Consider the following 12,483-nt stretch of genomic DNA (forward strand, 5'->3'; position numbering starts at 1 on the left):
CTCGTTATTTGCGAAATAAAATCGCATTATTTCGCCACTTGCTTTCGATTATTTAAAAAGGTGCTGACATGAACCGAACCACACTCGAACAATGGCGCATGCTGCAGGCAGTGGTGGAACAGGGCGGATTCGCCCAAGCCGCGGCGGCCATTCACAAGAGCCAGTCAACCATCAACCATGCCGTACACAAGCTGCAGGACCAGCTGGGCGTGCCAGTGCTGGAAGTTGTGGGTCGCAAGGCGCAGCTCACCGAGGCGGGCGCCCTGTTGCTGCGGCGCGCCGGCCAGCTACTGGCGCAAGCCTCGCAGCTGGAGGATATCGCTACCAGCCTGGCACAGGGCACCGAGGCGGAGATTCACCTGGCCGTTGATGAACTCTACCCCACGGAGCACCTTGCCCGCGTGATGGACCTGTTTTCCACGCGCTACCCCAATACCCGTATTGAACTCTACGAGACCATTCTCTCAGGCGGCGCAGAACGGCTGCTGCGCGGGGAGGTCGGGATGCTGATTGCCAGCGCGGTACCCGGTGGCTTCCTGGGTGAGCCCATCAGGCAGGCTGAGTTTGTTGCGGTGGCAGCCGCCGATCATGCACTGCATCAGTACGGGCGCCCTCTCACGTTGCAGGACCTCGCGCGGGAGCGGCAAATCGTGGTCAGGGATTCCGCCCAGGACCGTCGCACAGACTCCGGGTGGCTCGGTGCGGAACAACGCTGGACCGTGAGTCACGTGGCCACCTCCATCGAACTCGTTGGTCGCGGGCTCGGCTTCGCGTGGCTACCCGTAAGCAGGGTCTCGGCAGCTTTGGACGCGGGGGATATACAGGCACTACCACTCGAACGGGGGGCGCGGCGCTACGCCACCCTGTACCTGACCCTCGCCGACCCGGACTGCGCGGGGCCCGCGACACGTGACCTTGCGGGGTTGTTCCGCAGCCAAGCGCTGTAGGACAAACGGCAATCTATTCTATTTTTTAGAAAGATTCAGCCAAATATATGCAATTTTAATTAACATTTATCGAATGCACACTGGGCGCGAACTCACAGTAGAGAGGTGGCACCATGGGAAAGCTGGTTGACGGTCAGTGGCAGGATGTGTGGTACGACACCGCCAGCAATAAAGGGAGGTTCGTGCGCGAAAGCGCCGGTTTCCGCCATTGGGTGACCGCCGATGGCGCGGCAGGACCCACGGGTGACGACGGGTTCGCAGCCGCGGCCGGACGCTACCACCTGTATGTGTCGCTCGCCTGCCCCTGGGCACATCGCACGCTGATCGTGCGTGCGCTCAAGGGCCTGGAAGCGCTGATTGATGTCTCCGTGGTGAGCCCGCTGATGCTGGAGAACGGCTGGACCTTCAACCGCGACGAGGGCAGCAGTGGTGATCTCGTCGGCAACGCCGATTTCCACCACCAGGTCTACACCCGTGCCGCACCCAACTACACCGGCCGCGTCACGGTGCCGGTGCTCTGGGACCGGGAACGGAACACCATCGTCAGCAACGAGTCCGCCGACATCATTCGCATGTTGAACAGCGCTTTTGACGCCCTGACCGGCAATACTGTGGATCTGTACCCGACCGCGCTGCACAGTGCCATCGACGCCTGGAACACACGCATTTATCCCGCGGTGAACAACGGCGTGTACCGCGCGGGCTTCGCGACCACACAGGAGGCCTACGAGGAAGCCTACGGGGCGCTGTTCAACGAGCTCGATCACCTCGAGGCGCAGCTTGCCGGCCAGCGCTTCCTGACGGGAGAGCGCCTGACCGAAGCGGACATCCGCCTGTTCACAACCCTCATCCGCTTTGATGCCGTCTACCACGGGCACTTCAAATGCAACCGGCAACGGCTGGAGGACTACCGCCACCTACCCGGCTACATCCGTGATATCTACCAGCAACCCGGCGTGGCAGAGACCGTGGACTTTGACCATATCAAGACGCATTACTACGCGTCCCACCGCAACATCAACCCGACCGGTATCGTGCCGGCTGGGCCGGAGATCGACTACCGCGCCGCACACGGGCGCGCCTAAGCCGGCGACGGCAGGTCCCGCGGGAACAACTGATGCACAAGCTGACCCGCACCGCCGTCGCCCAACGCCGCCCAGTGCTGCAGCGGCAACTGTAGCTGGAGGTAGCCCGCCGTGGGCAGGTTGTTCAGGTGCAGGCCGGGCACCAGGTGATTGGCCAGATCCGTCAGGCCGGGGTTGTGGGCAATAAGAAACACAGCCTCATCGGTTTCAGGACGCGCGCGCAGCCAGACCCGCAGCTGCTCTGCGCTGAAAGTATACAGGGCTGTTTCAGTCCGATGTGACAAGCCACCAAGGCCAGACCAGCCGGAACACAGTCCGGCCAGGGTCATTTGCGCACGCTTTGCACTGCTGGCATGAATCGGCAGGGGTTGCAGCCAATGCTGCAGGGCAGCGCCCATGCGGGGCGCATCCCGCAGGCCGCGTGCATTGAGTGGACGGTCGTGGTCGGCAAGCCCCGGCTCGGCCCAATCCGACTTCGCGTGGCGCAGCAAGTGCAGGGTTTTCATTCTGGCTTCCTCCTCAACCCATCTTCAGCGAAAGACCTCTCCTCCGCGCGTTAGCCCGGGGCCAAGTCAGGCACAATTCGGCAGAAAAAACCAGATCGTTTTCACTCCCCGGGTCACGCATAATGGCGCGCCGCGACATTACAGGACCGCAACGGACACCATGAGCAAGAGCATTTCCCAGCGCATCGCCGACGAACTCGCCGTCAACGAAAGTCAGATCAGTGCCGCCATCGGGCTACTGGATGAAGGCGCCACGGTGCCCTTCATTTCTCGCTACCGGAAGGAAGTCACCGGCGGACTGGACGACACGCAGATGCGTCACCTCGATGAGCGCCTGCGCTACCTGCGAGAGCTGGACGAGCGCCGGCTTGCCATCCTCAAGTCGATTGCCGAGCAGGACAAACTGACGCCGGCACTGGAGCAGGCACTGCGGGAAGCCGAGACCAAAAACCGGCTGGAGGATCTCTACCTGCCCTACAAGCCCAAGCGGCGGACCAAGGCGCAGATCGCCCGGGAAGCAGGGCTGGAGCCACTGGCGGAGGCGCTGGTGACAGACCCGCAGCAAGACCCGGAGCAGCTGGCAAGCGACTACCTCAACCCCGACCACGGCATTGAAGACACCAAGGCGGCCCTGGACGGGGCACGTCAGATACTCATGGAACGTTTCGCGGAAGACGCGGACCTGCTCGCACGGCTACGCACTTTCCTGCAGGAAAACGCCCAGCTCGCCGCACGCCTGGTGCCCGGCAAAGAGAACGAGGGGGCAAAATTTCGCGATTACTTCGAGCACACCGAGGCGCTGGCGACCACGCCCTCCCACCGTGCACTGGCCATGTTCCGTGGCCGTAACGAGGGCTTCCTGCAGCTCAACCTGCTGCTGGATCCGGATGAAAAGCCCGGTGATGCCCATCCCTGCGAGGCAATGATTGCAGACTACTGGTCGATCCGCGATGCCGGGCGGGCAGCCGATCGCTGGCTGGCGGATACCGTACGCTGGACCTGGCGGGTGAAACTGCTGACCCACCTGCAAACCGACCTGTTAACACAGCTGCGTGAGCGCGCCGAGCAGGAGGCTATCGGCGTGTTTGCGCGCAATCTGAAGGACCTCCTGCTGGCGGCACCCGCCGGGGCCCACGCCACCATCGGCCTGGATCCGGGGCTGCGCACAGGCGTGAAGCTCGCTGTTGTCGATGCCACCGGCAAGGTGCTGGACCACGGCGCCCTGTTTCCACATCCACCCCAGAAACGCGCGCGGGAAGCGAGCGCCGAGCTTCTGCGCCTGATCCAGCAACATAACGTTGAGCTCATCGCCATTGGCAATGGCACTGCCAGCCGGGAGACCGACAAGTTCGTCGGCGATCTGCTGCAGGCACACCCGGACCTCAACTGCCGAAAAGTCATGGTGAACGAATCCGGGGCATCCATCTACTCGGCATCCGAGTTTGCCGCGCGGGAGTTCCCCGACCTCGATGTGACCATTCGCGGCGCGGTATCCATCGCCCGCCGACTGCAGGACCCACTGGCGGAGCTGGTGAAAATCGACCCGAAGTCCATTGGCGTGGGCCAGTACCAACACGATGTGAGCCAGGTGCAGCTGGCACGCCAACTGGACGCGGTGGTCGAGGATTGTGTGAACGCCGTGGGTGTAGACGTCAATACGGCTTCAGTGCCGCTGCTGGCACGGGTATCGGGCTTGAACCAGAATCTGGCCAGCAACATCGTCGCCCAACGCGACCAGGCGGGCAGCTTTGCCAGCCGCCGGGACCTTCTGCAGGTATCGCGCTTCGGCGAGAAGACCTTTGAGCAGGCTGCAGGCTTCCTGCGCATCAGCAACGGCAGTAACCCGCTGGACGCCTCCGCAGTCCACCCTGAGTCCTACGCGCTGGTGGAGGATATCGCCACACGCCAACAGCGGCCTCTGGCCAGCCTCATCGGTGACTCGGCATTCCTGCGCAGTTTGCGCCCCACTGACTACGTCACCGAGCAGGTGGGCCTGCCCACGGTTATCGATATTCTGCGGGAACTGGACAAGCCGGGACGCGACCCGCGGCCCGAGTTCCGCATGGCCAGCTTTCAGGACGGCGTGGAGAAAATCTCCGACCTCAAGCCGGATATGGTTCTGGAAGGCACCGTCACCAACGTTACCAACTTTGGTGCCTTCGTGGACATCGGTGTGCACCAGGACGGACTGGTGCACATTTCAGTGCTCGCTGACCGCTTCGTCAAAGACCCGCACGACGTGGTCAAAGCGGGCGACGTGGTGAAAGTGAAGGTCATGGAGGTGGACCTGGAGCGCAAGCGCATTGCACTGAGCATGCGCCTCAATGACAAGGCCGAAGATGCGGCGCGTCAGCCGGGCGGGCGGGCGCAGCAGCCGCGGGGCAGGCGCGATGAGGGCAAACCGTCGGCACGTGGGCGCGGGGCTGGAAACGGCGCGCAAGCGGCGCCTTCCACGGCTCTGGCAGCGGCGTTCGCCAAGGCGCGCAGCGACAGCTGAGCCATGGCAGCCAACGGCAGAAGCCGTCAACGCTCGGCGGCAGCCGTCCAGCCCAGCTTGGCAGCGTCCAGCGTAATCGTTACGGGGTCCGCACTGCCCACCTCACCGGCAAGCCAGGGCAACAGCACATAGAGCAGCCCCGACGTGCCGTGCAGCAACGGCAGCGCAATCAGCAGGGTGTCGCCCGCACTGTTCAGCAACACCGCGTGGTCGGTGCGCTGCGGTAGCGAAGTGCTCACCATGGCGGACCACTCCAGCGCCACGCCCTGGCGTGACTGCCAACGCAGTTCCAGTGCCAGGCTGTCCAATTCGGTAAACAACTGCTGGCACAGCGTACGTTCGTCGATGAGGCGCCCACCGGCGCGGCCGGCGGGTGCGGGAAACTCCACCCGCAGGCCGCGCTGCTCGCAGACGTTGCCGTCACGGGTGAAGCTCCAGGCAGGCTGTGCCACCTGCGGGATAACCGGTATCGGCTCCGGCGCCGCGGCGAGCTGTGCAGGGGCGACAGAAAGCAACCCGGCGCAGTCATTGCGCGCGCAGAACGCACTGGCGATGCGAGCCTCCAGTACATCTTGCTGCTCACGCCGGGGATGGCTCAGCATGACGCTCAGGGACCCCGCCGTGATGCCGAGGTCAGCCAGTGGTGACGACAGCAATTGCACCGTCTCACTGGCCTGCACGGCGCGCTGCAGGCGCAGAACATCGTCGGCATATTGCTCCACCGCCACCGCCCAACCCAGCAGGCGGGGTGCAGCGGCGCCTTCCTCTGTAGCCTGTCGCCGCGCCAGCGCGGCCTCAGCGAGCAACACTTCGGCGAGTTCCAACAGTGCGATATCGGCAAACTGTTGCCTGGCGACTTCGTCACTGCTATCAAGGCGTTCTGCCAGGCGATAAAACCGTGAGCTTTCAGGGGCTGGGGCGTCGCTGGCGTGAACCGCAGCTGACAGCGTGCAAGACAGCAAAAAAAGCAGCAGGTGCACCGGCATGGCCGCCTGTTGGCAGGAACGGAGCAAAACGACGCAGAACCGCTCGACCAACACGAGGCGGCCTTTATTCTTCTCCACGCCTGACGGGGCGGCGCTGGGCCTTCAAGGTGCCGCGCTGCTGCTTCTTGTCCAGCCGCTTGCGTTTTGCAGATAGTGATGGACGTGTCGGTCGGCGCGCCTTGCGCGGGCGACAGCATTCTGCAATCAACTCCGCCAGGCGCACCAGGGCGTCCTCACGATTTTTCGCCTGGCTGCGGAAGCGCTGAGCCTTGATGGTCACAACACCTTCCGCGGAGATACGGCTGTCGCGACGAGCGAGCACTGCGGCTACACAACTTTCCGGCAGGGAGGAGGCAGCCGCGTCAAAGCGCAGGTGTATGGCCGTGGATACCTTGTTCACGTTCTGTCCACCGGCACCCTGCGCCCGAATCGCACTCAGCTCCACCTCATCCAGCGGGATCGCCAGGGTTGAGCTAATCCGCAACATGTCCTGCCCCGTTATACGCACCTCTGTCTCCGGATGGGTGACACGGGTTGCCAACACCCCGGGCGCTGACTTTCCTGCGCAGACACATCGGACATCACCTAAATCCTCTTCCAATGGCGCACTATAGTGACATCAAACCGTCAGCCAGGCGATGCTGTGATGGCCGGCAAGCTATGAGTGGGCACTGCCCACCACCGTGCGGAGTATAATAGAATGGTCGGCGTGCAGTGCGCGCTCCCGTTGCGAAGAAATGCCTTTTAAATAGGAATGATTCGCGTTAGAGTTCACCCGCTGCTATTACGTCAGCCGTCTTTCTTATTCTGGTGACTCCCCGATGGAAATGAAGCCGCCCCCCGAGGCCACGAGAACCCTGTGGTCGCTGCGCCGCGGAGAGCACTGCGCCATCACCGGCTACGACGACCTGCTGGCGGAGGCGTACAAAGTGCGGCTGATGGAATTCGGTTTTTACCCGGGCGAGACAGTCTCCTGCCTGCAATCTCCCGGCTTTGGTGCGCCCAAGGTCTACCGTGTCAACAACACCATTTATTCGCTGGATGATGAAATTGCAGATCATATCCTCGTAGAGAGCACTCCACCGCGTGACTAAAGTATTGCTGATTGGCAGCCCTAACTCGGGCAAGAGCCTGCTGTTCAACCGCCTCACGGGGCTGTCGCAGAAGGTGGCGAATTTTCCGGGCATCACCGTGGATGTGGCGACCGGCAAGCTGCAGGGCATGGACGATGTCGACCTGGTCGACTTTCCCGGAACCTATTCGCTGAAAGCCATTTCAGCGGAAGAAAAGGTCGCAGTCGCACAGTTCGAGAAAGCCCTCGAAGACAACGAGGTCGAGCACGTGCTGTGCCTTATTGATGCCACACGGCTGGAGAAGAGCCTGTTTTTCACGCTGCAGGTGATTCGCGAATGCGAACAGCACGGCAAAGCCGTTACTGTGCTGGCCAATATGATAGACGTGCTGGAAGCCAATAATCTGAGCATCGACCTGCCTGCGCTGGAGGCGGCCATTCACACACGGGTCATCCCCATCTCTGCGCGCTCCGGCAAAGGCCTTGCCGACATAGCAGAACAGATTCGTGCGGCTCGCTCGGCGGGTGCACAGGCGCGGCGACCGCACCTGGTGGATACACCCGATGAACTCCTGCGCGGCACCGCACATCAGCTTGCCCAGCGTCTCGGGCCTCGCGGTGATGTACTGGTGCGCACCCAGAACCGGCTGGACGCGTTTTTCCTGCACAGCGTTACTGGAGGCTTCGCGTTCTTCGGCATCATGTATCTGCTCTTCCAGTCCATCTTCACCTGGTCGACACCGGCCATGGATGCCATTGAAGGCTCACTGGCATGGATGGCCGACGGCATAGTGCCGCTGATCGGGAACTCGATACTGCAGGACTTTACCGCCGATGCCCTGTTCAGTGGCATCGGGGCGTTCCTCGTTTTCGTGCCGCAGATTTTCGTGCTGACCTTTGTTATTGGCTTGCTGGAGGATTCAGGCTACATGGCACGGGCCACCCTGATCTGCCACAAGCCGCTGCGCTACTTCGGCCTCACCGGCAAGAGTTTTGTGCCCATGCTGTCCGGCGTGGCCTGCGCCATTCCGGGCATATACGCCGCGCGCGCCGTGGACTCACCCCGCAAGCGCCTGCTGACCTACATGGCAATTCCACTAATGCCCTGCTCAGCACGGCTGCCTGTGTACGCTTTGCTGATCGCCGCGTTTATCCCTGCTGAGACATTCCTTGGCGGCCTCGTGGGCTGGCAGGGCCTGGCCATGTTCGGCATCTATTTCTTCGGCATGTTCATCGCACTGGCGATCACCGGCTTTGTATCACGGGCCAGAAAAGATGCGTTCGACGATCTGCCCTTCGTGCTTGAGCTCCCGCCCTACCGCCTGCCGGGCATAAAACCGCTACTGCGCAACGCCTTCAACCGCGCCAAACATTTCGTGGTAAAGGCGGGCAAAATCATCTTTGCGGTGACGCTGGTGGTGTGGGTGCTGGGCTACTTCCCCAATTACGGCGCGGATCTTGGCCAGTCGTGGCTGGGCCACTTGGGGCGCGTTATCGAACCCCTGTTTGCACCGTTGGGACTGGACTGGCGCTATGGCGTCGCCATCCTCACCTCGTTCCTCGCTCGCGAAGTGTTTGTGGGCACCCTCGGCACCATATTCGGTATTGAGGGCGCAGAGGAAAACATGGTGCCACTGGTGCAGCAGATCCAGGGCAGCGACCTGACCATTGCCTCGGGTCTGGCGCTGCTGGTGTTCTTCGCGATTGCCTTGCAGTGCGTTTCCACCATGGCAATTCTGGCGAAGGAAAGCCGCTCGGGCACACTGGCGCTAAAGATGTTTGGCGCGTATTTCGTGCTCGCCTACGCGGTGGCGTTTCTGGTGTACCAGCTGGCTTCTGCGTTCTGAACGAAACCCTTAAGTTCTGAACGAAACCCTTAAGCTACTATAGAACGCAGAACTGTCATTAACGCGCGAGCCAGCTGCCCGCAGCATCAGCGAGCACCCATTGCTGCGAATACCAGAAATACTCCCCCGCCCGCTCGGCAGACGGCGCCGTACAATTCACTTTATTTCGTCCAGCGTGAAACGTCGGCAGACTGACCGTAAAGCGGTCAACCTCGCGCGCCAATGTCAATGCGTCTCCGGACGCACTGAAGCAGGCAAGCCGATCCCGGTGGTAAGCCGGGTGTGCCGACAAGCTGAAGCTGAGCGCCTCGGGGGCTTGCGCACTGCCATTTATCAACGCCGGGCCAGCCTCCAGCTGGGTCACGGGCAGCGGCACGGTACCCAGCGCCATTGCCAGCCTCTCCAAGCGGCCCTGATTGCGGGACATGGGGAAACGCGGAATGGCGGTTGCGGGCGTTTTTTCCCCCACCGCCCCTGACAACTGCGCAAGGCCGTATAAACCCCGCGCAGCAACCAATTCTTCAAGGCCTTGCGAATACTCCCCATAGGGATAGGCAAAGGCATCCACCCCACCCAAACCCAACTCACGGTTCAGGTCGGCAATACTCTCATCAATCTCCGCCGAGGCTCGTTCAATCCAGGCCTCGGTGATGCCCTTTTCGCTGCCTCGCAACAGGTGCTCATGCGTCCTGGAATGCGCGCCGAAGGAAACCAGCCCGGAGGCTTTGAGTTCCTGCAGTTGCTGCCAGGACATGGTTGCTTCGTGGCCACGCTCAACCGCCTGCGTAGCAACGAACACGGTGAACGGCATACCGCGTGCAGCCAGCTCTGGGAACGCCGTGGAATAAACGGATTCATAGGCGTCATCAAAGGTGATAGCAACGGCGTTATTCGGCACATCGCCGTTGTTATATACGCCCTCAAGAAGCTCACCGAGTGGCAGGACAACAAAACCGTTGTTGTTGATATAGTCGAGATGAGCACTGAATTGCTCAGGTGTGATACTGGTACTCGCCGGCGTATTTTCATCTACGTGGTGATAGAGCAGGATCACCCCGTGATCGGCCATCACCGGCGCCACAAGGAACGCCCAGAATAGAGCCAGCCAGCGCCGTTTCATCGTGTGCCCGACTCGGCCAACATGCGCCGAAACTGTGTGATCATCGACCGGATTTCATTCACATAAGCCTCTCGTCGCTCGGAGTAATAGACTAAAGTGCCCGCCAGCGTCAGGCCGTTCAGCGGTTTGCCTTCGCGACGCAGGGTCGCGCGCAGCAGGCGAAACTCCCGATACCGCTCATGGGTATTCAGGTTGTTCATGTATCGGCGGATGGCCTCAGAAACGTTGGGGAACGCTGCTACTTCATGGCGAGCGCCAGCAGACCGGTTTTCAGGGACGATGCCACAGCCGTCGGTATAGCACCACTGGCCAAACAGGTTATTCGCCTCGACGGCAAAACGTGATCGCCCCCAGCCTGACTCCTTGGCGGCCTGAGCCAACGCCAGTGGCATGGGAACCGTGTCGACCCGCAACAAAAGCGTCTGCAATAGGTTGTCCGGCGGCGTTTCAGTCTGCCAGGACAACTCATAGCGTGTAGATATCGCTCGCAACCAGCGCTCTTGATCGCTCGTCAGAGCATCCAGCGAGCCCACTTGCCGCAGTGCTTTTAAGCGTGCACGCTGTGCGCGAATGACTTCGTTATGGTGTGCGATGATGGGGGACAAATAGCTGAAGAATGCGCGCTTCATACTGGCGACGTCATCAATCGCAGCGAAATCAGGGAGCGCTCCGAATTCATCCCGCTCGACCGCGCGCCACTGCATAAAAAGCAATATTCCCAGAAGAACAACAATCGCTACCGAAATATAACAACGGTACCGCGATGCCGGTATCGTCCTGCCCTCAGACCTCTGCATACGAGAACACCACCTAACCAGTACTGCTTTTAGTACGGCAATCCCCCTGAATACGTGTGTTGGTAACCGGGACAACATTCTCACGGTACATGCGCCGGAATGTTCTCACAGTAAAGACAGCCACTGCAAAGCCCGACCAACACCCTGTGTTTGACTTCGCGCCGCTGGAACCTCTTAGATCGCGCTAAAGCGCGGCTATCCGGCTTCATCAATCACGCCGTCTACTCTAAAAGCAGTGCTTCGTGACCTGTTGATGGCCCGAAGTAACGCCTGTCTAGCTCAGTCTTCCGTCTTTGATCTACCGGCCTTTACGGCGGTACTGGCCCTGCGGCTGCCTAGTTGGTCGGTCAAGTATTGTCGCTAGTCCAGCAGCCTAAAATGAATAGGTGATTGCCGCGAAGCCCTTGATGACCTGATCATCATCCACAATCGGGCTACGCGTTATATCGCTGCCGAGGCGTTCAACCGCGACGTTGAGAACCACGCGCCAGTTTTCTGTGATCTCATAGAAGGCGGCGACACTTGCCTCTGCCGTGACCGTGTCGCCGACCTCGTAAGCGCCGCGATCTGCAGTCGCCGCCGCGTCAGGCACACCGAAATCGTAGTTTGCAAGTTCTCGGCTCAACCAGTTCGCCCCTATGCCAGGCGAGAGACGAAGGTTACCGAGCTGGAAGTTGCGCGATAGCCGCGCCGCGATAGTGCCGCCGCCAATCCGATCAAGCACATCATGTTCGTAGCTCAGATCAAGTTCAAAACCTTGCGGACCCTCGTAGATAACGGCGAACCCGCCCATCAGCGTGCTGTCGCGATCGCCCAGGCCGGTCAGCGCATCACTATCATCGTCCTCGTAGGCACCCACTCGATAGGAAGCGGTTAGTGCAAGGCGCAGGTCGTCTGAACCCCAGACGCCGTAGCGCACATTGGGCCCAACCCATTGCAGCCGCTCACCAAAATACGTGATTGCGGGTATTGGCTGAACAACGTTGACGTCGGAGCCCACATAGGGACTACTGCGGCCGATCGCGCCAAGGCCCAATCCCCACAGGCCAGCCTCTCCCAAAACACGATAAATCTGAATCTCCAAATTGATTCTACTGCCCGGCTCCGCTCGAATCGCTGCGCGCTGAAAGCTTGGCGGGCCCTTGGGCTGATAGTTATTCGAGATACCTACCGGCTCGCGGGGGATGCCGATAAAATTTCGATCCAAGGCGCGGTTGCCGTTTTCGTCGAGGTAGACCAGCACCGCGATATCCCCATCTGGCACATCGGAAACCGTGTACTCCTGGCCGCGGCGTATTGTATGGCGCACCTCTCTCGCAGGATTGCGGAAGTTGCCGAAGGCATTGGGGTCGTCATAGACCTGCAAGATCACCGTGCCACTAAGAGGCAGGTTGACGATATCGATCGTTATTTCGGTTGCGAACGTTTTTGTTGCCAACAGGAAAACCAATAGAAGCGGTACATGGCGTACAAGCATCGTAATCGCAGGCTCCGCGAGCGTTTATGGCAAGGTACCTTCGCTTATGAGCCCACCTGATGCAACACCCTTGTGACGCCGTTCTCGTACGCCATAAAAAACCCCGAAGCACGATGTGCTTCGGGGTTTGGGTATTAAAGCCTGGCGAT

At 60.8% G+C, this 12,483-nt stretch carries 11 protein-coding genes; 5 read left to right on the forward strand and 6 right to left on the reverse strand.

Translation table 11 applies throughout. The features are described 5' to 3' along the window. The first annotated feature begins 68 nt into the window (after positions 1 to 68). The gene (locus tag EGJ68_RS17140; RefSeq protein ID WP_199228087.1) at positions 69 to 947 is read left to right on the forward strand and encodes a LysR family transcriptional regulator; all 879 of its coding nucleotides are present in this window, start codon (positions 69 to 71) and stop codon (positions 945 to 947) included. Between the two features lie 113 nt (positions 948 to 1,060). Then, positions 1,061 to 2,032: a glutathione S-transferase family protein gene (locus tag EGJ68_RS17145; RefSeq protein ID WP_123035763.1), complete on the forward strand. Its 972-nt coding sequence runs from the start codon at positions 1,061 to 1,063 to the stop codon at positions 2,030 to 2,032. Here the strand turns inward: EGJ68_RS17145 and EGJ68_RS17150 are convergent. Continuing rightward, on the reverse strand, positions 2,029 to 2,538 hold the full coding sequence (locus EGJ68_RS17150) for a SixA phosphatase family protein (RefSeq protein WP_123035764.1): 510 nt from the start codon (positions 2,536 to 2,538) through the stop codon (positions 2,029 to 2,031). The two genes, EGJ68_RS17145 and EGJ68_RS17150, sit on opposite strands and share 4 nt — an antisense overlap. 160 nt (positions 2,539 to 2,698) lie before the next feature. Here EGJ68_RS17150 and EGJ68_RS17155 point away from each other — a divergent pair, with 160 nt between their 5' ends. Then, the gene (locus EGJ68_RS17155; protein WP_123035765.1) at positions 2,699 to 5,035 is read left to right on the forward strand and encodes a Tex family protein; all 2,337 of its coding nucleotides are present in this window, start codon (positions 2,699 to 2,701) and stop codon (positions 5,033 to 5,035) included. Between the two features lie 26 nt (positions 5,036 to 5,061). On the opposite strand, the gene EGJ68_RS17160 is transcribed toward EGJ68_RS17155, so the two are convergent. Beyond that, the gene (locus EGJ68_RS17160) at positions 5,062 to 6,015 is read right to left on the reverse strand and encodes a hypothetical protein (RefSeq protein ID WP_158283726.1); all 954 of its coding nucleotides are present in this window, start codon (positions 6,013 to 6,015) and stop codon (positions 5,062 to 5,064) included. Between the two features lie 70 nt (positions 6,016 to 6,085). Further along, positions 6,086 to 6,508 carry an alternative ribosome rescue aminoacyl-tRNA hydrolase ArfB gene (arfB, locus tag EGJ68_RS17165; protein ID WP_123035767.1) on the reverse strand — a complete coding sequence of 141 codons (423 nt, stop codon included), beginning with the start codon at positions 6,506 to 6,508 and terminating at the stop codon, positions 6,086 to 6,088. A gap of 334 nt (positions 6,509 to 6,842) precedes the next feature. On the opposite strand from arfB, the gene EGJ68_RS17170 reads away from it, so the two are divergent. Both EGJ68_RS17170 and feoB read left to right on the forward strand, forming a co-directional pair. Beyond that, positions 6,843 to 7,115: a FeoA family protein gene (locus EGJ68_RS17170; RefSeq protein WP_233248873.1), complete on the forward strand. Its 273-nt coding sequence runs from the start codon at positions 6,843 to 6,845 to the stop codon at positions 7,113 to 7,115. After that, positions 7,108 to 8,940 carry a ferrous iron transporter B gene (gene feoB, locus EGJ68_RS17175; RefSeq protein ID WP_123035768.1) on the forward strand — a complete coding sequence of 611 codons (1,833 nt, stop codon included), beginning with the start codon at positions 7,108 to 7,110 and terminating at the stop codon, positions 8,938 to 8,940. Before EGJ68_RS17170 ends, feoB begins: the two co-directional genes overlap by 8 nt. Before the next feature lie 58 nt (positions 8,941 to 8,998). Here feoB and EGJ68_RS17180 read toward each other — a convergent pair whose 3' ends face one another. The 3 genes from EGJ68_RS17180 to EGJ68_RS17190 all read right to left on the reverse strand — a co-directional run bounded on the left by EGJ68_RS17180 (position 8,999) and on the right by EGJ68_RS17190 (position 12,334). Beyond that, positions 8,999 to 10,060 (reverse strand): polysaccharide deacetylase family protein, encoded by a 1,062-nt coding sequence (locus tag EGJ68_RS17180; RefSeq protein WP_123035769.1) that lies wholly within the window; start codon positions 10,058 to 10,060, stop codon positions 8,999 to 9,001. Then, positions 10,057 to 10,764 (reverse strand): glucosaminidase domain-containing protein, encoded by a 708-nt coding sequence (locus EGJ68_RS17185; protein WP_158283727.1) that lies wholly within the window; start codon positions 10,762 to 10,764, stop codon positions 10,057 to 10,059. The genes EGJ68_RS17180 and EGJ68_RS17185 overlap by 4 nt, the downstream gene beginning before the upstream one ends. Before the next feature lie 466 nt (positions 10,765 to 11,230). After that, positions 11,231 to 12,334, reverse strand: a complete 1,104-nt coding sequence (locus tag EGJ68_RS17190; RefSeq protein ID WP_123035771.1) for a MipA/OmpV family protein — start codon at positions 12,332 to 12,334, stop codon at positions 11,231 to 11,233. Positions 12,335 to 12,483: the final 149 nt, after the last annotated feature.

It is taken from the genome of Haliea alexandrii (assembly GCF_003719295.1).
Classification (GTDB): domain Bacteria; phylum Pseudomonadota; class Gammaproteobacteria; order Pseudomonadales; family Halieaceae; genus Haliea; species Haliea alexandrii.